This window comes from Vibrio sp. D420a (assembly GCF_030248625.1).
Taxonomy (GTDB): Bacteria; Pseudomonadota; Gammaproteobacteria; order Enterobacterales; family Vibrionaceae; genus Vibrio; species Vibrio fortis_A.
This window is the reverse complement of record NZ_JAHGAN010000019.1, coordinates 77,224-98,991: the sequence shown is the minus strand read 5'-3', so window position 1 is coordinate 98,991 and position 21,768 is coordinate 77,224. Positions and strand designations below refer to the sequence as shown.

Here is a 21,768-nt window from a genome sequence, read left to right as displayed (position 1 = left end):
ATTAGATACAACAAAGCCACCATCGCAGGTGGCTTTTTATTTTGTAAATTAACTCAACGCGTATTCAACACCCTGCTTGGCATGGATCTCAGTAGTGTCATAGAGAGGTACTTGTGTGTCTCGTTGACTCACCAACAGCGCAATCTCTGTGCAGCCTAAAATCACAGCTTGAGCACCTTCGGCATATAGCTTATCAATGATCGCAAGGTACTGCTGCTTTGAGCCTTCCTTAATAACGCCTTTGCAAAGCTCGTCATAAATAATGGTATGCACTGTCTCTTGGTCTTCTGAACTTGGTACTACCACATCCATACCGAATTTATCTGTCAGGCGGCCTTTATAGAAATCTTGCTCCATCGTAAAGCGAGTCCCCAATAAACCGACCTTTTCGATGCCATCAGCTTGCAACACGTTTGCTGTAGCATCCGCGATATGGAGAACTGGAATAGAAATACGTGATTCGATCTCTGGTACTACTTTGTGCATCGTATTAGTACATATCATGAGAATATCGGCACCCGCTTTTTCTACCGACTCTGCTGCATCAGAAAGTAGAACCGCCGTTTCATCCCATTTTCCTTGATGTTGAAGCTTTTCGATTTCATCGAAGTTGACACTTAAAAGCACCACTTTTGCTGAATTAAGCCCGCCCAATCTCGACTTCACGCCTTCATTGAGTGCTTTGTAGTAACTGGCTGTCGACTCCCAACTCATTCCACCTAACAGACCGATCGTTTTCATACTTCCCTCTACTCAAATTGAATACACAGCGTTGCTAGAGACCCTGCTCTAATTAATGTTTTATCAAGCAATTTAGTAAGATGCAACATGGTACAGCCCTCGCAATCACTAGCTAAGACACGTACACTACCCGCCTAAATGAAACACAATCAGAAGGCTTAAGTTTGCAAACTCTAGAACAACTACAATCAGGACAATTATTGGGCTCAACACATTTAAAACTGGCTGAAGGCCTTCAAACGTTCCCAATGGAAATCATAGAGCTTGCAGACACCCTAGAAGTACTCGACCTTTCTGGCAATTCGTTATCTGAACTTCCACAAGAGCTGGCAAAACTGACCAAACTGCGCATTATCTTTGCCTCTAATAACAAGTTCACTCACCTTCCTGAGGTGTTGGGTGAACTGCCGAACCTAGAAATGGTTGGCTTTAAAACGAACCAGATTAAGACGGTTAGTGAACACGCATTGCCTATCAAGTTACGTTGGCTGATTCTGACTGACAACGCGATTGAGTTATTGCCAGAAAGCCTAGGACACCGCCCAAGATTGCAAAAGCTGGCGCTAGCAGGCAACCAAATTAAAGCGTTGCCAAACAGCATGGAAAATCTCAACAACCTCGAACTGGTTCGCCTATCTGCTAACCAATTGGCCGAGTTTCCAGAACTGCTAATTAAGCTTCCTAAATTAGCGTGGCTAGCATTTGCGGGGAATCCATTCTGTAAACATCCTAAATCTCTCGATAGCGTACCGCAGGTAAAGACGACGAGTTATAGTTTGAATCAGGTATTGGGGCAAGGTGCGAGTGGCGTTATCTCTCATGCAAACTGGGTTGATGACAAGTTTGACTTTCCAAACGAAGTAGCGGTTAAAGTATTTAAAGGTGAAGTGACCAGTGATGGGTATCCACATGATGAATTAGAAGCGTGTCTTCAAGCAGGTCATCACGATAATCTTGTTAAGTCGATTGCACAGGTAGATGATGGCAACGACCTAGCATTGGTTATGGAGCTGATCCCTGAAAGCTATTACAACCTAGGACTGCCGCCGACACTGGAGACTTGTACACGCGACACTTTCCCAGAAGGTTTCGAATTACCAATCGAGCAAATCAACAACATCGTTACCCAGATGATTGATGTGTTTAATCATTTACACGACAACAAGGTTTGTCATGGCGACCTATACGCACACAACACCTTGGTCAATAAGCAGGGTCAGATGATCTTCGGCGACTTTGGTGCTGCAACCATCTATGGATACCTGACTGCAGAACAACAGCAAGGTATTCGCCGTATTGAAGCTCGTGCTTTGAAACACTTCATAGATGACCTACTGACAATTTGTGCCAAGCAGGACCTTGAGAGTGATCTGTACTCACGCCTTTCGAGCTTTGAAGCTTAGTCACTAGATAAAAGCTCTAGAACAAAGCAATCACAATGCACTTGCTCAAAACGACAAAGCCAACATCACTGTTGGCTTTTTTACTGGATTACGAAGCGACTTGTCTTTTAACTCTCTACCTGAACCAGCTTTAAGTATGAATGCAGCTCTTCGTTTTTGTATTCCACAGCAGAGTGAATATTGAGGTCGCCATTGGCTACTACAGCAAATTGGTAGCGATTATCACCTTTGATGATTTCAACATGCAGTAAACCATCTTTGAGATACCAATTCCCTTTCGTCTCAAAACGATCAAACAAGCGATACTCATCTAAAGTGCCATCAGCATGAAAGTGTACCTCTGTAATATAGCCACCAGGACAGCTCTTCACCCAAACTCGGTTTTCGATATCACTGATAACAAAATCGCGCTTAGTTTCGCGCCAAGCCAAAAAAGCTTCGCTGTCGTAAAGAGCGATATTAAGATCAGTGCGAGAGATTAACGGCTGATCAGTTTGCTCACGGCAATATAACTGAAGCATGATTTTCTCAATCAAATCGTTTTGTAACTCGGCCATTAAACCTCTTCCAATCTTATCGACTATCAACGGTACTCTAACGATCAAACCAGCTCGTAGGAGACAACGTACAGTTGAGAAATGCCTGGGTAGATCTCTTGAATAACGTCTTTAAGTACTTGCAGCGTCATGTTTTCTTGTTGAGCGTGGAACTCGCCCAACTCATCAAACAAGATTGGCTCGACACTGATGATTTTAAGGTTACAGAACACACGTCCCTGCTCCAATGTTGATACTTCTACAACGCTACCCGGTTGGTAGTCGCGCTCAGACTCATCACGGATGGTAATCGTCTTTTTACCTGAAAGAATGTCAGCTTCAAAACGCTCAAAGAACGTCATAGTGGTTGGTGCGGTCATGGGTTTCAATCACTTGTCATTAAAGATTTAGATACTTGTTTATATACCAGAATATCTAACGAAGCGAATAAAAAGAGAGATGCGAGATGCGAGATGCGAGATGCGAGATGCGAGATGCGAGAGAATATGACAAGGCCAAATTGCGGGCAATAAAAAAGGAGAGCCTAAGCTCTCCTTCTCTTAATCCTAAATGCAAACTCTAATTAAAGAGCAGCTTTTGCTTTTTCAACTAGAACTGCGAATGCAGCTTTGTCGAATACCGCGATGTCAGCAAGGATCTTACGGTCGATCTCGATAGATGCTTTCTTAAGACCGTTGATGAAACGGCTGTAAGATAGACCATTCTGACGAGATGCAGCGTTGATACGTGCAATCCATAGTTGACGGAATTGGCGTTTCTTGTTGCGACGGTCACGGTAAGCGTATTGACCAGCTTTAGTAACTGCTTGGAAAGCTACGCGGTAAACACGAGAACGTGCACCGTAGTAACCTTTAGCTTGTTTTAGAACTTTCTTATGACGTGCACGAGCTTGTACACCACGTTTTACGCGAGGCATTATGCTTCTCCTAAACTAAACGATTATTAAACTAAAAAGAATTAAGCGTATGGCATCATACGAGCAACTGCAGCCACTTCACACTTAGGAAGGATTGCATTTGGACGTAGCTGACGCTTGTTCTTAGTAGTACGCTTAGTCAGGATGTGACGTTTACCAGCGTGCTTAAACTTAATACCACCAGCAGTTTTCTGGAAACGCTTAGCAGCACCTTTGTTGGTTTTCATCTTAGGCATGATGAATAACTCCGCATTGTTGAGTTGTTAATAACAATAGTAATTAGGGCGAATAAAACCCCGCAACCAGAGGCTGCAGGGTTCAATTACTTGCAAAGCCGTTAATTACTTCTTTTTAGGGGCCAATACCATGATCATCTGGCGACCTTCGATTCGAGTCGGGAAAGATTCTACAACAGCTAAATCTACTGTATCTTCTTTCAGACGATTCAAAACGTCGACACCGATGTCTTGGTGAGCCATTTCGCGGCCACGGAAGCGAATTGTTACCTTCACTTTGTTGCCGTCTTCTAGGAAACGCGTCAGGTTGCGTAGTTTTACCTGATAGTCTCCAATGTCAGTTCCAGGACGGAATTTTACTTCCTTAATCTGAATCTGCTTTTGCTTCTTCTTCTGCTCTTTCGCAGCTTTGCTCTTCTCGAAGAGGAACTTACCGTAGTCCATCACACGACAAACTGGCGGCTCGGCGTTAGGGCTGATCTCTACAAGATCCATACCAGCTTCTACAGCTGCATCAAGCGCTTCTTGGATAGAAACGATACCAACGGCTTCACCGTCAGCGCCTGTTAGACGAACTTCACGAACGCCACGAATTTCACCGTTTAAACGATGCTGGTTTTGTTTGGCCGGTTGTTGGCCACGTCTTCCGCCTTTAATAGCTTATTCCTCCAGATTGAGCTTACGGCTTGAAACCTCGGCTTGGATGTAAGAAATAAAGTCATCCACTTTAAACTTGCCTAGGTCTTTACCTTTACGTGTACGTACTGCAATTTCACCGGCTTCCATTTCTTGGTCACCACATACAAGCATGAACGGTACACGTTTCAAAGTGTGTTCGCGAATTTTAAAGCCAATCTTCTCATTTCTCAAGTCTGCTTTGACTCTAAATCCACTTTTTTGCAGTTTTTTCGTAATTTCTTGTACGTATTCCGACTGTTTGTCGGTAATGCCCATTACAACTGCTTGTTCTGGCGCCAACCACGTTGGGAAGAAGCCAGCGTATTCTTCAATTAGAATACCGATGAAGCGCTCTAGAGAACCTAAAATCGCGCGGTGAATCATAACTGGCGTGTGACGCTCGTTATCTTCACCAACGTAAGTTGCACCTAGACGCTCTGGTAATGCAAAATCGAGCTGCACTGTACCACATTGCCATGCACGGTCCAAACAATCATGCAAAGTAAATTCAATCTTAGGACCGTAGAACGCACCCTCGCCTTCTTGAATCTCGTATGCGATTTCCATTGCTTCTAGTGCTTGCTTAAGGTCAGCCTCAGCACGGTCCCACATTTCATCAGAACCTACGCGTTGCTCTGGACGAGTTGACAGCTTAACAACGATGTTTTCGAAACCGAAAGTTGTGTAAGTGTCGTAAACCATTTCAATACAAGCTTTTACTTCTTGTTGAACTTGGTCTTCAGTACAGAATACGTGAGCGTCATCTTGAGTAAAGCCACGAACACGCATGATGCCGTGAAGTGCACCTGATGGCTCGTTACGGTGACATGAACCGAACTCAGCCATACGCAGCGGTAGATCACGGTAAGATTTCAGACCTTGGTTAAAGATCTGCACGTGACCTGGACAGTTCATTGGCTTGATAGCGTATTCACGGTTCTCTGAAGACGTTGTGAACATCGCTTCTGCGTATTTGTCCCAGTGACCAGAGCGTTCCCAAAGAACGCGGTCCATCATTAGTGGACCTTTAACTTCTTGGTACTCGTATTCGTTCAGTTTTTGACGAATGAATACTTCTAGTTCACGGAAAATAGTCCAACCGTTGTGGTGCCAGAACACCATGCCTGGTGCTTCTTGCTGCATGTGGAATAGATCCAATGCTTTACCAATTTTACGGTGGTCACGCTTCGCTGCTTCTTCTAGACGAACTAGGTGAGCTTTAAGCGCTTTTTTATCGTGGAATGCAGTACCGTAGATACGTTGCAGCATCTTGTTGTCACTGTTACCACGCCAGTAAGCACCCGCTACATTAAGTAGAGTAAAGTGCTGACAGAAGCCCATATGTGGTACGTGTGGACCACGACACATATCGATGTATTCTTCATGGTGGTATAGGCCTGGACGGTCATCTTTAGAAACGTTCTCGTCTAGGATTTCCATTTTGTATGTTTCGCCGCGAGCTTCGAAAGCATCACGCGCTTCCTGCCAGCTAACTTTCTTCTTAACAACCTGGTATTTGGTCTTAGCCAGCTCTTTCATGCGCTTTTCAATCTTCTCAAGATCTTCTTGCGTTAGAGAGTGCTCTAGGTCGATGTCGTAGTAGAAGCCGTTGTCGATCGTTGGGCCGATCGCCATTTTCGCTTCTGGGAATAGCTGCTTAACAGCGTGACCAAGAAGGTGAGCACAAGAGTGACGTACAATTTCAAGACCATCAACTTCATCTTTAGCGGTGATGATTTCTAGGCTTGCATCGTTCTCGATTAGGTCGCAAGCATCAACACGCTCGCCATCTACACGACCAGCAATGGTTGCTTTCGCAAGACCAGGACCGATTGATAGGGCAACATCTAGAGTTGATACAGGGTTGTCAAATTGACGCTGACTGCCGTCAGGAAGAGTAATAATTGGCATTATTTGTCCTTTACAGTGGTGTTGCACACCAAGCAACACATGAAAATGTTTAATATATGTCGGTCAACCAAGCGGAGTTGGTTGGGGATATATGAATAAGTAAAATTCACTTTTCAAGAAACAAATACAGATGCCTCTTTAAAAAGTGAGCAAGCATTGTAACGAATTAATATTAAATAACAATGACCGCTTTCTATCGTGTACTTCCAGTAAGCACGAAAAACCAAGAATTCAAGCAAAAAACAAAAGTTAATAAGATGTTAAATCGCTCTTTTACCACTAAGCTTAACTTACTATCGCTAGTTAACCTTGGGGGTGGGAATGAAAAACAAAGTTGTGATTCAAACGCTAAGCTTTGTGACTCTCTTTTACAGTGTGCCTAGCTTTTCTAGCGATGAATATGGACCGCTATTGAGTTATGTCCAATCCCCTATGCATTCCACTCGCCACACTCCAACCCTACGTTCGGGCTTCCCTATTGATGACGGTGACATTGAACTTTTCGCCAGCTTTACTGCTGCGAGTATTTGGGCCAATTCAGATGATTATCATCTCGACTACTATCAAAACCAGCTTCATACCGGTCTTCGCTGGCAGGTAAACAGCGAGTGGCAGTTTGAGCTCAATTACCGCTGGCTTTACGCTGGCAACAATCATCTAGATAGTCTGATTATCGATTTTCATGATTTCTTTAGCATTGACCAAGCAGGGCGAGATCAGAAGAATAAACACGAGTTCGACATTTATGCACCACAGTATGGTGTCAACATTTCCGATTTCTCTGGGGACACTCTGACCAGCGCCTTTACGCTTTATAGCCAATACCAATTTATCAACACCCTATCACATGGCTTGTCGCTGGGTGTCGCTCTATATAGAAACAACGTTAACAACGGTATCTTTGAAGGGGAAAGCTTTGAGCAAAGTGCTCAGTTAAATTACAGCTATGCATTTACGGATCAGAGTATCTACTCCTCTATCGCAATCACACACCAATCCGATTACGAACGAAAGAATGACTTCCCGCATAAGAGTACCCTGCTCGCTTTTATGGCAGGTTATCGTTTAGAACTACTCACCAATCATGAGCTTCATTTGGAATATCGACTTTATGAAGGCGCAGAGAATGGTTCTACAGAATTTTCAGAGCCGGCCAACGAAATCCTGTTTGGCTACCGCTATAAACTGCCCTTTGGCGCAGTTGAGTTATCCATTATTGAAAACATCATCAACATGGACAACTCAACCGATGTTGGCTTTCAGATAGCTTATCGCCATCGAATTAGAGGCAGCGAATAAGTGGCTCGGTAGAGCGCACCAATTCACTTGAATGCACCAGATACAAAAAAGCCGCGCATCGACACGGCTTACTCTTGCTGAGTTACTACTTACTTATGAGCTCATGATACGAGAAACAGCTGCACGGATATCACTATCAGACGCATTGATTGGCAGGCTAAATGAGATGTATTGATCACCACGGAAACTTAATGAACGATCAATTTCAGCTAGGCAGTGAACCGTATTACCATTCACGATAAATGAAAGCTCAATCTCTTTGTTATTGATGAAACCACCGCTTCTAAATTCTATCTCTTGGTAGCAACCCGACACAGACGAGAAAGTGTTACCCTTTAGGTAGCCCTTTTCAACATCGGCTTTGACCATTGTCATGCCGGCAGCCTCAACACCTTGAATGATCTTCTCAACTGTCGGCAGAGGTTTTACAACGACAAAGTCACGATCTTTAGGGTCAATCGCGAAGCCGATATCTAGGTTTGTTTCTACCCATACATGGCACTGGTTCATTTTGGCGTTAAGTGCCGTGATTGGCGTTTCATCATTCAGCTTTAAGCGAAATGGGACTTGTTTCGTTTCACCGGGTTGAATAGTGAATGGCTCTACCGCTTGAATTCTTCCTAAAGAAAAAGTCTCGTAGCTCGTGCTGTCTTCTGTTTCCACTTTGACTTCAGTATTAAGTACCAAGTTAATCAAGTCGATCTGCTGCTCTACGTCACCCCCGAGGATGTGAACGTTGCCGGATAATTCACCACCTTGGAACACTTCAATATTGTCCAAAACGGTATCGACTTTCGCCGCACCTATACCCAACGAGGCTTTTAGCTTTTTAAACATACTTTCCCTTTTTTAGAATTATCGTTTTTTGCATGACTTATTTGAATGCATTAGAGGTCTACCGACAAATTTGCTGCAGTTGCATCATATTAGCAAGTAATTTGCCCTATCCATGAGTCATCACACCACACATTTCGTGTAAATATTGTAATCGTTGGCAAATCAGGTACTCTATTTGTATAGTCAATTGAGGGTTAAGTATGTCGAACGCGCCGTTATATTTGCAGATAAAGCAGTTTATTGATGACAAGATCTCTATGGGACACTGGCCACCCGGGCACAGAATCACTACAGAGTTAGAGCTGACCAAACAGTTCAACGTTAGCCGAATGACGGTGAACAAAGCCATCAGAGATCTGGTAAGTGAAGGGAAATTAGCACGCAAGCCGCGTCTCGGTACTTTCGTCTGTGAACCGACAGAAAAAGCCCAGTCTCCGCTGCTCGACATCAACAACATCGCTCAAGAGATACGTGAGCGTGGACAAAATCATCGAAGCCAAGTGGTTAAACACCTGCAAATCAACGCGGATGAAAAGACCGCCATGCAATTGGGTGTTATGATTAACACACCCATTTTTTATAGTGAAATCATCCACTTTTCTGACAACACACCGACACAGTTAGAGTGTCGATGGGTGAATTCGGATATTGTTCCTGATTATCTTGATCAAGATTTTACTCACGCTACCCCGAATGAATATCTCTCAAACAACTGCCCACTAAGTGCTATAGAACACACAGTAGAGGCCATTGTGCCGGAACATAAAGTTCAAGAGAGCCTAGAAATGGCAGCCAATGAGCCTTGCTTACTACTCAATCGTCGTACCTGGAGTGCTGAGCGTTTGGTGAGTTTTGCCCTGCTTTATCACCCTGGTTCTAAATACAAATTAAGCTCTAAGATACTGCTCGATTAAAGCACATCATCCTGCTCATTGATCACAATTTTGCAACATCAACTTGATTAGTTAAGTACTTTAGCCTATTTATTTGTATATACATTTAAACAACCAAGGTTAACGATCGAAATGGCGACAAACTTGATCCTTAAAAATGCAAGTATCTGCTCAATGGCAGTTGGGGAGCTCGGCTACGCACCGTCAACGCCTCAAGACGTATTAGTCGTAGGTGGCAAAATTGCTCAAATTATCCCATCAGAATCAAACGCATTTTCCACACAAGAATCAATGTCAGATCATCAGGTCGTTGACTGTTCAGGCAAGTTGGTAACACCAGGGTTAATCGACAGCCACACTCACCTAATTTACGCGGGCAATCGTGCCAATGAGTTTGAGATGAGACTCAAAGGCGCAGCTTACACTGACATTGCAGCGCAAGGCGGCGGAATCTTGTCAACGGTTCGAGCGACACGTGCCGCGACTGAAGAAGAACTCATTGAGCTAGCCCTACCGCGCCTCGATGGTCTACTAAGTAGTGGTGTTACCACGGTTGAAGTTAAATCCGGCTATGGACTGACACTCGAAGACGAATTAAAGATGCTCAGAGCGGCTAAGGCTTTAGAGAACCATCGTCGTGTGCGTATCACAACTACACTTTTGGCTGCACATACGGTTCCACCTGAGTTTAAAGACAACGCCGATGAGTATGTCGACCTTATCTGCGACACCATCATCCCACGAGTCGCTGCGAAAAAGCTTGCAGATTCAGTCGATGTATTTTGTGAGTCGATCGGCTTTACGTTGGAGCAAACCGAGCGCGTCTTTCAGGCGGCCATAAACCATGGCTTGTCCATAAAAGGTCACACAGAGCAGCTCTCCAATATGGGCGGCAGTGCCTTAGCGGCAAACTATGGGGCGACCTCTGTTGATCATATTGAATATCTCGACCTTGCAGGTGTAAAAGCACTAAGCGAAAACAATACCGTTGCAAGCCTGCTACCGGGAGCTTTCTACTTTTTAAAAGAGACTCAGCAGCCACCTATCGAACTATTGCGTGAACACAAAGTACCGATGGCTCTCGCTACCGACTTAAACCCTGGGACTTCCCCCTTTGCTGACCTCACTCTGATGATGAACATGGGCTGTACTCTCTTTGGTTTGACCCCGGAAGAGTCTTTAAGAGGCGTCACCTGCCACGCAGCGCAAGCCATTGGCAAAGCTGGTTCACGTGGGAGAATTGTAGAAGGCTATGACGCGGATTTCACAATCTGGAACATTGAGCATCCAGCGGATCTTAGCTATCAGGTCGGTGTACCACGCCTACCTAAACGTATCGTTGCAGGAGAGCTATGCCATGACAGCTTCTAAGCTAACCCAACATAATCATAATTGGACAGGTCGTGATGACCTAGAAGACGGTGTAGATGGCAAGCGAGTTCACCACATCACGCAGGTCGTTGATTGCTTGAACATACCCTCTGAACGAAGCGTTGCGCTTATCGGTTTTGAGACTGACGCTGGCGTCGCACGAAACAAAGGACGCGTAGGAGCTAAGCAATCACCGAACCTAATCCGCCAAGCACTCGCGAATATGGCATGGCATAACAAAGCGAATGTTTACGATCTCGGAAATGTAACCTGTGAAGGTGATGATCTCACTAACGCACAAAAACAATGTGCTGAGGTCGTGACTCAAGCCCTAAACGAAACACGCACCATAGTATTGGGCGGGGGACATGAGATAGCGTGGTCATCATTTCAAGGGTTAGCCAATCACCTTGATCAGATATCACCAGATCAACCACCTCGTATTGGCATCATCAACTTCGATGCGCATTTCGATTTGCGCGAGCATGAAAGTGAGATTGCCGAAGTTAAACCGAGCTCGGGAACGCCATTCAATCAGATCCATCAATGGTGCCAAACAAAAGGCTGGCCGTTTCACTACGCTTGTTTAGGTGTAAGCGCTGCGAGCAATACGCAAGCTCTGTTTAAAAAAGCAGACGCGCTCAATGTTTGGTATTTGAACGACCACCAGATCACCTACCCTAATCTGGTCGGTAACTTAGAAAAGCTGTCTGAGTTTATTAAACAGTGCGACTACCTATACCTAACCATCGATCTTGATGTGTTCCCAGCGGCAACTGCACCCGGAGTCAGTGCTCCAGCTGCACGCGGAGTCAGCTATGACAATCTGGCGCCATTGTTAGAACTAGTACTTCAACACCCAGATAAATTGCTACTCGCTGACATTGCCGAGTACAACCCAAATTACGACATAGACCAACAGACGGCTCGACTTGCTGCGCGCCTATGGTGGGATATAGCCAACGCTATGGCAAACGCATAACTTTAATAACAACAAAAGATAACGTGAACATAAGGAAATCCAACATGACGGGACATCACAATAGCGACCCTCGCCTAGATACCTCACGTGAGATTCGCGCTCCGCATGGTACGACACTGCGTACTAAATCTTGGCTGACAGAAGCGCCACTACGCATGTTAATGAACAACCTAGACCCAGACGTAGCTGAGCACCCTCACTCGCTGGTTGTGTATGGTGGTATTGGCCGCGCTGCTCGTGACTGGAAGTGCTTCGATACTATTGTTGAAGTGCTAGAACGCCTAGAAGACGATCAAACTCTATTGGTACAGTCAGGCAAACCAGTGGGCGTTTTCCCAACTCACAAAGACGCACCTCGTGTATTAATTGCCAACTCAAACATAGTACCGCACTGGGCAAACTGGGAGCACTTTAACGAGCTCGATAAACAAGGCTTGATGATGTACGGCCAAATGACCGCAGGTAGCTGGATCTACATCGGCTCACAGGGCATCGTTCAAGGTACTTACGAAACCTTCGTTGCAATGGCTAAACAACACTTTAATGGTGACGCAAAAGGACGTTGGATTTTGACGGGCGGTCTGGGTGGCATGGGCGGCGCTCAACCTCTAGCGGCAACCATGGCGGGATTCTCTATGATCGCAGTTGAGTGTGATGAATCTCGCATCGATTACCGTCTGCGCACTGGCTATGTAGACAAAAAAGCTACCAGCCTAGATGAAGCAATGGCGATCATTACAGAATCTGAAACACCAGTCTCTGTTGGCCTACTTGGCAACGCAGCGGATGTATTCCCAGAGCTTGTAGAACGTAACATCACCCCTGATGCAGTAACAGACCAAACCTCTGCTCACGACCCACTCAATGGCTACCTACCTCAAGGCTGGTCAATGGAGAAAGCAGCGGAAGAGCGCTTAGCCGATGAAGCGAAAGTAGTAAAAGCAGCGAAGCAATCTATGGCGATCCAAGTGCAAGCGATGCTAGATCTGCAAGAACGCGGTGCAGCAACCGTGGACTATGGTAATAACATTCGTCAAATGGCACTGGAAGAAGGCGTCGAAAACGCATTCGATTTCCCAGGTTTCGTTCCTCAATATATCCGTCCTCTTTTCTGTGAAGGTATTGGTCCATTCCGTTGGGCTGCACTGTCTGGTGATCCAGAAGATATCTACAAAACTGACCAGAAAGTAAAAGAGCTGATTCCGGACAACCCACATCTTCACAACTGGCTAGATATGGCTCGTGAACGCATTCAATTCCAAGGTTTACCTGCTCGTATCTGTTGGGTTGGTTTGAAAGACCGTGAGCGTTTAGGTCAGGCGTTCAACGAAATGGTTAAAAATGGCGAACTAAAAGCACCCGTCGTTATTGGTCGTGACCACCTAGATTCAGGCTCAGTAGCAAGCCCTAACCGTGAAACAGAAAGCATGATGGATGGCTCTGACGCTGTATCAGATTGGCCACTACTCAACGCACTACTGAACACAGCTGGCGGCGCAACTTGGGTATCTCTGCACCACGGTGGTGGTGTAGGTATGGGCTTCTCACAACACTCAGGCATGGTGATCTGTTGTGATGGTAGTGATGATGCGTCTCGTCGTATTGCTCGCGTACTGCACAACGACCCAGCGACTGGTGTAATGCGACACGCTGATGCAGGCTACGACATTGCGAAGCAGTGCGCGAAAGACCAAAAACTAGACCTACCGATGCTAAACGCTGAACTACGTAAGCTTTAAGAGTGAGAGAAGATATGTTGAACCTATTACTGAAACCAGGACAACTTGGCCTATCCGAGCTTCGTAAAATCAGCCGTAGCCCGGTGAACCTATCGTTGGATCCTGAAGCCATTCCTGATATCGAAGCAAGCACTCAGGTAGTTGAGCAAGTGATCGCCGAAGATCGTACCGTGTATGGCATCAACACTGGTTTTGGCTTACTCGCAAACACTAAAATCGCACCTGAAGATTTAGAAGTACTACAGAAAAGTATCGTGCTTTCTCATGCGGCAGGTATTGGTAAATTCATGTCTGACGAGACCGTTCGTCTAATGATGGTGCTAAAGATCAACAGCCTGTCACGTGGCTACTCGGGAATTCGTCTTAAGGTCATCAACGCCCTGATCGACCTAGTGAACGCACAAGTCTATCCTTGTGTGCCACAAAAAGGCTCTGTAGGTGCATCTGGCGACTTAGCACCCCTTGCTCATATGAGTACGGTTCTACTGGGTGAAGGTCAAGCACGTCACAATGGCAAGATCATCACTGGTCTAGAAGCGATGCAAATTGCAGGACTTGAGCCAATTACCCTAGCGCCAAAAGAGGGTCTAGCGCTACTCAACGGCACTCAAGCTTCGACAGCATTCGCGCTAGAAGGCCTGTTTGCGGCAGAAGATCTATTTGCCTCAGCAACAGTATGTGGGGCAATGTCAGTTGAAGCGGCACTTGGAAGCCGTCGACCATTTGACCCTCGAATCCACCGCGTACGTGGTCATCGTGGCCAGATGGACGCTGCACTGGCTTACCGTCACCTACTCGATCAAACCAGTGAAATTGGTGAGTCTCATACCTGTTGTGAAAAAGTTCAAGATCCATACTCACTGCGCTGTCAGCCTCAAGTGATGGGTGCTTGTTTGCAACAAATCCGCAATGCAGCGGATATCCTAAAGATCGAAGCAAACTCTGTGTCTGATAACCCACTGGTTTTCGCAGACGATGGCGACATCATTTCTGGCGGTAACTTCCACGCTGAACCTGTCGCTATGGCCGCAGATAACTTAGCCATTGCAATTGCTGAGATTGGCAGCCTATCTGAACGCCGCATGGCGCTATTGATTGATAGTGCATTGAGTAAACTACCTCCATTCTTGGTCGACAACGGTGGTGTAAACTCAGGCTTTATGATTGCTCAAGTAACATCGGCAGCGCTAGCAAGTGAAAACAAAACACTCGCGCACCCTGCTTCGGTTGATAGCTTACCAACATCAGCGAACCAAGAAGACCACGTTTCCATGGCAACATTCGCAGGCCGCCGCTTGCGTGATATGGCTGAAAATACTCGTGGCATTCTTGCAGTTGAATACTTATCAGCAGCACAAGGACTTGATTTCCGAGCGCCAAACAAGTCTTCAGCTAGAGTGGAAGAGGCGAAGCAAATCCTACGAGAGAAAGTCAGCTTCTATGACAAAGACCGTTACTTTGCGCCAGACATCGAACAAGCAAACTTGCTGCTTAAGCTGTCAGTGCACAACCATCTGATGCCTGACGGTATTCTATGTAGCTTCTAAGTAGCAATATTCTACGTTAAGGATATCTCTGCTTAACCGACTAAACCTGCACTTCATAATTCAAATTTGAAGTGCAGGCATCGCTGATTAAACCGCTCACCTTTCCAAACTGCTCCTATTATTTACACCACCAATATTCCGACTAAGATCACATAACATTCGCGTTACCACTCTGTAGCATATGAACACAGTCACTAACTGGATAGACCATTAGATTCGAATTAGTCCGTTATAATCGCCGCAGTTTTGATAATGAATAGCGGTATTATGTTTCTAACACCATACGTTTCTACTGAAGAAAACAAATTTCAATTCACTCGTGAACAAGCTAGCCACTTCGCAAAAAAGGTTGCTGGTGATTTCAACCCAATTCACGATGAAGACAACAAGCGCTTCTGTGTACCTGGCGACTTACTATTTGCGGTTCTGCTGCAAAAGCAAGGCATTAGCCAAAAGATGCGTTTTGATTTTTCAGGCATGGTAAGCGATGGCATTGCATTAGATGTAGAAAACAAGTGCGATAAAGAAAGCGCTGTTGTTGATGAGAAAGGCAAAGAGTACCTACATATGACATGTGAAGGTGAAACAAGCCAAGACCAAGCATTCATCGAACATGTCGTGACTAACTACGTTCAATTCTCAGGTATGAACTTCCCGCACATCATGGTTCCTCTTATGGAAGAACAACAAATGATGATCAACTGCCAGCGTCCACTGGTTATCTATGAAAGCATGGAAGTAGAGTTTTCTCGTATCGACCTAACTCACCCAGAAGTTGAGTTCTCTGGCGCAACATTCGATGTTGAAGGCAAGCGTGGTGTTGTAACTCTTAACTTCGATTTTAAAGAAGATGGTGAGATCGTAGGTAAAGGCGTTAAACGCATGGTAGCAAGTGGCCTTAAGCCATACGACCAAGCGTCAGTTGACGACCTAGTAAACCGCTTCAACGAGCGCAAAGATATGTTTCTAGCACAGTTCGCTGCAGCCGCTTAATCGCTAAACAGCTCTTTAGCGCAAAGCGATAGCAAAAATTATAAAGCCCAGCTTGAGATAAGCTGGGCTTTTTGATGTCTGCAACTTAATGATTGACTTATAAAGTTTAAACTAAAAGAGCTTCACACTGTGAAGCTCTTTAAATCAAAACATTGGGAAATTAGTGGCGCTTTCTCAGTAGACCAACACCTGCCAACATCAATAGCCAGTACCAACCAAATGAGCCACCGCCGCTGCCACTACTTCCTGACTTGGCGACGTTATTTCCACTCAAGTTAGAACCAACAATTTCCTTGGTGTGCCTTAAGTTGCTGAATCTAATTTCATCGGCCCCTCTGGAGTAAAAAGCATCTTTTGCATAAATAATTTCTAAAGTATTACCAGTTTCACGAACCAGAGGTACTGACACCGACGTAGTCAAAATACCAGAATTAATGTAAGCAACCTTACCATTTGTCAAAATAACGACTCGGTCATAATGCTCTTCGGTCGAAATGTTCAAGTCAAGTGTCACACTCCCTTGAGGAATACCATTGATTCCCAAACGCGCGGCTTGAGTATCGAACAAAGTTGGCGAAACAATTTCATTGTCTGCTACTTTCCAAGTTCTATCGCTTACGACCTCATCGTAAGGAATATCAATTAGGTTAGCTATTTGTTGATTGACCGGATTACCTACATTAACCTCTACAAGATTGGTAAGCGACTCTGAACCAGGCAAGTCAGTATTCAACTCTATCCCGAAAGAATAAAATCCGACGGTTGGTAAGTTCTTTGTAATTTGAATTTCACAGCTTCCACCAATCGCTAGATCGTTACAGCTATTGCTTGTAATTACCGAACCTTTCACAGGACTAACGCCAGAAAAAGCAATAACTTGATCGCTAAAGTTATCAAACTTAAACGTATGACTCAGTTGGCCAACAGAGCGGACTCTTAAATGCTCGCGTGAACGATAACTAAGGCCTCTTGTCGTATCAGCGATCCATGAATCAAAATGCCCTACGTTCGCATAAACGCCATAGGCATTTGCTTGAGCACAACCCTCTCCCCAACTAACCACGCCGAGTTGTTCATAGCTGCCATTCGTCTCAACAACAATTGGACCACCACTGTCTCCTTGGCACGAATCTTTACCACCGTTCACAAAGCCCGCACAAAATGCGTCATTACCAATGTTTGCATAATTAGGGTTGACTGACGGATCAATATCTTTGCATGTCTCTTGATTAACGAGAGGCACATCCACCTGATACAGATGATTGCTGTTGGCAAAGTTACTTGACGTATCTTGGTCACCCCATCCCATCACTGTTAGGTTTTGACCGTCATTTAGATTCCAACGAAGGTTACTGTCTGCTAAGGAAACTGCTTTTTCTTGAGGAACCACTGTCAGTTCTATAATCGCGATATCATTACTCATCCCAACTTGGCCATATTGGCCATGAATGTAGATGTTCTTAACTCCGTAACGATGCTCGTTCACTTCACTAGAAGAAAGATCTGAAACACCAATTACCACTTCGACATCTTCTGCATTCTCATCTTCTACACAGTGCGCCGCCGTTAATACATAGCGTGAACCAATAAAACTAGCACCACAAAATTGGCTTTTGTACGCATCTAAGTTTTTGGTAACAAGTGCCGTCATAAATGGCCAGCTCTCCGCAGAGGCTTGCTCACCATTAATGATTCGAGAAGAGACATCAGCGAACGCTGACGTCGAAGACATACATGCCAATCCAATAACTGCGGACAGCAACTTAGTCTGTTTCATACTTTTACCTAGCCTTATTTACTTCTAATAGTCGGCGCAGGCTAATTTATAAATAAAGCATATGAAACATGAGTTTTGTATTTTTGTGACGTACATTAAGTTATGAGATTTATTCTCATTTACAACACACTCTTTTAAATCCATCTCCGAACTTTCTGTTTATAATCAACGTATTCGGCACCGAATAGCGATTCCAATGCTTGCTCTTCAGGAAGGATTTGAAAGCGGTTCATGTAGATAACGAACACGAAGCTAAGCGACAAGCTAATGAGATTTTGAAGGTAGTATCCGAAACAAAATAGCAGAATGAAGAGCGCAAGATACATTGGGTTTCTGCTGTATCCGAAGATACCCGAATCAACCACCAATGAGGCACTGTCCACTTTGATTGGATTTACTGTGGTCTTACGTTTTTTGAACTCCCAAACCGCAGAGACGCCAATCACGCCACTGACCAAGATACCCACCAATAACATGAGCTGATGATACGGAAGAGAGAACGAAGCTAACGCAAGGCTATTGGCGAGCCAATATGACAACAATAGGAGCACAACAAACAACGCGAGCGGTGGTACTTTTAATTCCAAGAACTTCATAGCCTTCCTTATGCCATATTGAGATATTAAAAAGCCCAGTCATTGCTGGGCTTCATCATTTATATCAATCTTTCAAGTGCTTGTAGTGGATGAGCAAGTTTCTCTCCCTCGAAGCGCTTAACCTGACTTCTGCAAGAATACCCTGTTGCTAAGCATCGATCTTTAGGAAGATCTTGAATTTGTGGCTTCCAACTCAATCCATAGATATCTTTCGACATCTGTAGCTTGTCGACTTCGTGACCAAAGGTACCGGCCATACCACAACATCCAACAGGCACCGTCGTTAATCCGGCACCAAAGTGAGCGAATATTGCGCCCCACTCTTTCTCTGCATTTGGCATTTTGGTCTTTTCAGTACAGTGAGCAAACAAGTACCACATCTCTTCGCTAGACTCACGACTAGTAAACTCTTCAAGACGTGGCAGCATCCATTCATGCACGGTGAGTACATCAAAATCACCACGCTTATCACCAAGCACTTCTAGATATTCATCGCGATAACAAAGCACCAGAGCAGGATCAACACCGACTAACGGAATACCGATATCAGCGATAAGCGATAAGAAATCAGCGGTTGATTTAGCATTCTTAGCAAACTTACTTAGGAAGCCCTTAATATGTTGCGCCTTACCATTTGGTTTGAATGGTAGAACGACAGGTGTTTTCCCAAGCTTGATAAGTAGCGACACAAAGTCTTCAACCACTTCAGCATCGTAGTAGCTGGTAAATGGGTCTTGAACAATCAGAACGTGCTGTTGTTTCTGCTCTTTTGACAGCCCCTCTAAATACTGTAAGTCAAACGCCTTAATCTGCTTTTCAGATAGTCGCTTATCCAGCGTAGGTACAGACATCAAAGGTGCATCAACATAACCTACTGTTTTTGCTGTCGCGCTTTGCACCCACTTCTGCGACAGAGCCGCGTTGACGACTTTTGGCGCTTTGGCCATTAACGGCAACATGGTCTCAATGTTCGCCACCAAATAGTCTTTTGCTGGACGTTGGTAACGAGAGTAGTAGATATTTAAGAAACGAGAGCGGAAGCTAGGAACGTCAACTTTAATCGGACACTGGCTCGCACACGCTTTACAAGCAAGACAACCATTCATCGCTTCATGCACTTCATGAGAGAAGTCGTATTCGTGACGCTTGTTGAGCGAGTTGCGAACACGTTCGATCATGGTTTTCACAGGCGTAGAGTCGTTTAGCGCTTGTTGCTCCAAATCAAGAATATCAACACCCTGCTCAGTTAACTGACGCAACCACTCACGCACTAAGCCTGCACGGCCTTTTGGAGAATGACGGCGATCGGCCGTCACCTTCATCGAAGGACACATCGGTGAGCTAGTATCGTAGTTAAAACATAGACCGTTGCCGTTACACTCCATCGCTTGCTTGAAGCTATCACGGACTTGAACATCAATCTGACGATCGTAGTAACCACGTTTAGTGTCGGTGACTTTAACCAGTTCTGCATCACTATCAAGCGGTGTACAGATCTTGCCTGGGTTCATCTTGTTGTGCGGGTCAAATGCCGCTTTTACTCGGCGAAGCTCAGTGAAGAGCTCCTGACCAAAGAAATCTGGGCCATATTCAGAGCGGAAGCCCTTACCATGCTCACCCCACATCAAGCCGCCATATTTAGCCACCAGCTTAACGACTTCATCGGAGACTTCATGCATCAACGCTTCTTGTTTCGGATCGCAAAGATCCAGCGCTGGACGCACGTGCAGAACACCCGCATCAACGTGGCCAAACATGCCATAGTTTAAAGACTTAGCATCAAGCAGTTCACGGAACTCAGCAATAAAGTCAGCTAGGTTCTCTGGCGGCACACAAGTATCTTCAGCAAATGCAACAGGCTTAGCTCGTCCTTTTGCTGCACCCAAAAGACCTACGGCTTTTTTACGCATGTTATAAATACGACCAATGCTCGCTAAGTCACTACACACTTGAAAACCAATGATGCCCGCTTCTTCCGCTTCTAGCATTTGGTTCAAGCGTTCAGTCAGTGCACTCACTTGAGCTTCAACTTCAGCCTCATCCTGACCAGCAAACTCAACCATATTGATGCCGAGCATCTCTTTATTCGGCACATCAGTCAGCAAATCACTCACTGTATGCCAAACAATGTCTTGCTTAGCGAGATTCAATACTCGCGAGTCAACGGTTTCGACAGACAAGGCATTCGCTTCCACCATAAATGGCGCATTACGTAATGCAGAGTCAAACGAGTTGTACTTCACGTTGACGAGCGTTCGAGCTTTTGGAATAGGAGTAAGATTTAGCTTGGCTTCAGTAATAAAAGCCAATGACCCTTCAGCGCCACACAGCACGCGAGTGATATCAAAACGGTCGTTTTCTTCATTCAACGCGTTCTTTAGGTCGTAACCAGTAAGAAAACGGTTCAATGGTGGGAATTTTTCTATGATTTGTTGGCGTTTTTCACGACAAACAGACTCCGTTACCTCTAACGCTTTATGGGCGAACTCGCCAACGTTAGGTAGCCCATTTGAAAGGTCTGACTCCAGAATAGAACCATCAGCAAACACCGCTTGCAACGACAACACATGATCGGAAGTTTTGCCGTATTTCAGCGAGCCTTGACCTGAAGCATCCGTATTAATCATTCCGCCTAGGGTGGCACGGTTACTGGTCGAAAGATCTGGAGAGAAGAAGTAGCCATAAGGGCGAACTGCATCGTTCAATTGATCTTTGACGATACCCGCTTGAACACGAACCCAACCCTCTTTCTCATTTATCTCAATCACTTGATTCATATATCGAGAGAGGTCAACTACCACACCTTTCGTCAAGGATTGACCGTTGGTACCAGTACCGCCACCACGAGGGGAAAAAGTTACCCTTTCATACGTGGATTTCGCACTGATTTTTCCGACTAACGAAACGTCGTGGGTGGTTTTAGGGAGTACCACCGCCTGTGGCAGCTGTTGATAAACACTGTTATCGGTCGCGACGGCTAAACGGCTTGAATAATGAGATTCGATGTCACCAGTAAAACCTGCCGCTTTTAACTCTTCTAAAAAGCGAACAACAACTGGATCGACATCAGCATTGAGTTGAAGTCTTGGTAACATTTGCTTCCTGCCCCTACTTCGCTGATCCTATCAGCAATGGGTTAAATTAGAATTTTAATAATTTTCTTTGAATTTCGTCACTTTACTACTAATAAGTTCATATAAAAAGGTGATCAAATAAGAATCTCAGTGCAAGAATGCAATAATAGTCACTTTTCTATTCTTTCAGTAGTAACATACTGGATATCGTTTTGTTA

19 protein-coding genes are annotated in these 21,768 nt (G+C 45.0%); 8 read left to right on the top strand and 11 right to left on the bottom strand.

Annotation, left to right across the window (positions count from 1 at the left end; all coding sequences use genetic code 11):
- Window positions 1-48: 48 nt before the first annotated feature.
- Window positions 49-741, bottom strand: a complete 693-nt coding sequence (locus KI743_RS14135; RefSeq protein WP_285466894.1) for an aspartate/glutamate racemase family protein — start codon at window positions 739-741, stop codon at window positions 49-51.
- Window positions 742-905: 164 nt separating this feature from the next.
- On the opposite strand from KI743_RS14135, the gene KI743_RS14130 reads away from it, so the two are divergent.
- A complete protein-coding gene (locus KI743_RS14130; RefSeq protein ID WP_285466893.1) occupies window positions 906-2,144 on the top strand; it encodes a leucine-rich repeat-containing protein kinase family protein in 1,239 nt (412 codons plus the stop codon).
- Between the two features lie 107 nt (window positions 2,145-2,251).
- Here the strand turns inward: KI743_RS14130 and KI743_RS14125 are convergent, their stop codons facing one another.
- The 6 genes from KI743_RS14125 to thrS all read right to left on the bottom strand — a co-directional run bounded on the left by KI743_RS14125 (window position 2,252) and on the right by thrS (window position 6,442).
- Complete coding sequence (locus tag KI743_RS14125; protein WP_285466892.1) at window positions 2,252-2,701, bottom strand: hypothetical protein; 450 nt, start codon at window positions 2,699-2,701, stop codon at window positions 2,252-2,254.
- A 44-nt stretch (window positions 2,702-2,745) separates the two neighbouring features.
- Window positions 2,746-3,060, bottom strand: coding sequence for a N(4)-acetylcytidine aminohydrolase (yqfB, locus tag KI743_RS14120; protein ID WP_152468587.1), 315 nt, complete (start codon window positions 3,058-3,060; stop codon window positions 2,746-2,748).
- A gap of 203 nt (window positions 3,061-3,263) precedes the next feature.
- Window positions 3,264-3,617, bottom strand: coding sequence for a 50S ribosomal protein L20 (gene rplT, locus KI743_RS14115; RefSeq protein WP_004401084.1), 354 nt, complete (start codon window positions 3,615-3,617; stop codon window positions 3,264-3,266).
- Window positions 3,618-3,658: 41 nt separating this feature from the next.
- Window positions 3,659-3,853 (bottom strand): 50S ribosomal protein L35, encoded by a 195-nt coding sequence (gene rpmI / locus KI743_RS14110; RefSeq protein WP_032549209.1) that lies wholly within the window; start codon window positions 3,851-3,853, stop codon window positions 3,659-3,661.
- A gap of 105 nt (window positions 3,854-3,958) precedes the next feature.
- Entirely contained in the window at window positions 3,959-4,510 is a 552-nt protein-coding gene (infC, locus tag KI743_RS14105) for a translation initiation factor IF-3 (RefSeq protein WP_084181800.1), read from the bottom strand.
- Window positions 4,511-4,513: 3 nt separating this feature from the next.
- Window positions 4,514-6,442 carry a threonine--tRNA ligase gene (thrS, locus tag KI743_RS14100; RefSeq protein ID WP_152468586.1) on the bottom strand — a complete coding sequence of 643 codons (1,929 nt, stop codon included), beginning with the start codon at window positions 6,440-6,442 and terminating at the stop codon, window positions 4,514-4,516.
- 321 nt (window positions 6,443-6,763) lie between these two features.
- Between thrS and KI743_RS14095 the strand changes: the two genes are divergently transcribed.
- Entirely contained in the window at window positions 6,764-7,741 is a 978-nt protein-coding gene (locus tag KI743_RS14095) for a DUF3187 family protein (RefSeq protein WP_285466891.1), read from the top strand.
- 93 nt (window positions 7,742-7,834) lie between these two features.
- Here KI743_RS14095 and KI743_RS14090 read toward each other — a convergent pair whose 3' ends face one another.
- Window positions 7,835-8,578: a sporulation protein gene (locus KI743_RS14090; protein WP_285466890.1), complete on the bottom strand. Its 744-nt coding sequence runs from the start codon at window positions 8,576-8,578 to the stop codon at window positions 7,835-7,837.
- A 200-nt stretch (window positions 8,579-8,778) separates the two neighbouring features.
- Between KI743_RS14090 and hutC the strand changes: the two genes are divergently transcribed.
- The 6 genes from hutC to KI743_RS14060 all read left to right on the top strand — a co-directional run bounded on the left by hutC (window position 8,779) and on the right by KI743_RS14060 (window position 16,103).
- Window positions 8,779-9,492: a histidine utilization repressor gene (hutC, locus tag KI743_RS14085; RefSeq protein WP_285466889.1), complete on the top strand. Its 714-nt coding sequence runs from the start codon at window positions 8,779-8,781 to the stop codon at window positions 9,490-9,492.
- Between the two features lie 111 nt (window positions 9,493-9,603).
- Entirely contained in the window at window positions 9,604-10,842 is a 1,239-nt protein-coding gene (gene hutI, locus KI743_RS14080; RefSeq protein ID WP_285466888.1) for an imidazolonepropionase, read from the top strand.
- Complete coding sequence (gene hutG / locus KI743_RS14075; RefSeq protein ID WP_285466887.1) at window positions 10,829-11,824, top strand: formimidoylglutamase; 996 nt, start codon at window positions 10,829-10,831, stop codon at window positions 11,822-11,824. Before hutI ends, hutG begins: the two co-directional genes overlap by 14 nt.
- Window positions 11,825-11,868: 44 nt before the next feature.
- Window positions 11,869-13,563 (top strand): urocanate hydratase, encoded by a 1,695-nt coding sequence (gene hutU / locus KI743_RS14070; RefSeq protein ID WP_285466886.1) that lies wholly within the window; start codon window positions 11,869-11,871, stop codon window positions 13,561-13,563.
- Between the two features lie 14 nt (window positions 13,564-13,577).
- A complete protein-coding gene (gene hutH / locus KI743_RS14065) occupies window positions 13,578-15,110 on the top strand; it encodes a histidine ammonia-lyase (protein WP_285466885.1) in 1,533 nt (510 codons plus the stop codon).
- 267 nt (window positions 15,111-15,377) lie between these two features.
- On the top strand, window positions 15,378-16,103 hold the full coding sequence (locus tag KI743_RS14060) for a DUF3581 domain-containing protein (RefSeq protein WP_032549220.1): 726 nt from the start codon (window positions 15,378-15,380) through the stop codon (window positions 16,101-16,103).
- Window positions 16,104-16,263: 160 nt separating this feature from the next.
- On the opposite strand, the gene KI743_RS14055 is transcribed toward KI743_RS14060, so the two are convergent.
- The 3 genes from KI743_RS14055 to KI743_RS14045 all read right to left on the bottom strand — a co-directional run bounded on the left by KI743_RS14055 (window position 16,264) and on the right by KI743_RS14045 (window position 21,571).
- Window positions 16,264-17,880 carry a trypsin-like serine protease gene (locus KI743_RS14055; protein ID WP_285466883.1) on the bottom strand — a complete coding sequence of 539 codons (1,617 nt, stop codon included), beginning with the start codon at window positions 17,878-17,880 and terminating at the stop codon, window positions 16,264-16,266.
- Window positions 17,881-18,014: 134 nt separating this feature from the next.
- Window positions 18,015-18,476: an isoprenylcysteine carboxylmethyltransferase family protein gene (locus KI743_RS14050; RefSeq protein WP_285466882.1), complete on the bottom strand. Its 462-nt coding sequence runs from the start codon at window positions 18,474-18,476 to the stop codon at window positions 18,015-18,017.
- Between the two features lie 59 nt (window positions 18,477-18,535).
- Window positions 18,536-21,571 carry an FAD-binding and (Fe-S)-binding domain-containing protein gene (locus KI743_RS14045; protein WP_285466881.1) on the bottom strand — a complete coding sequence of 1,012 codons (3,036 nt, stop codon included), beginning with the start codon at window positions 21,569-21,571 and terminating at the stop codon, window positions 18,536-18,538.
- Window positions 21,572-21,768 lie beyond the last annotated feature (197 nt).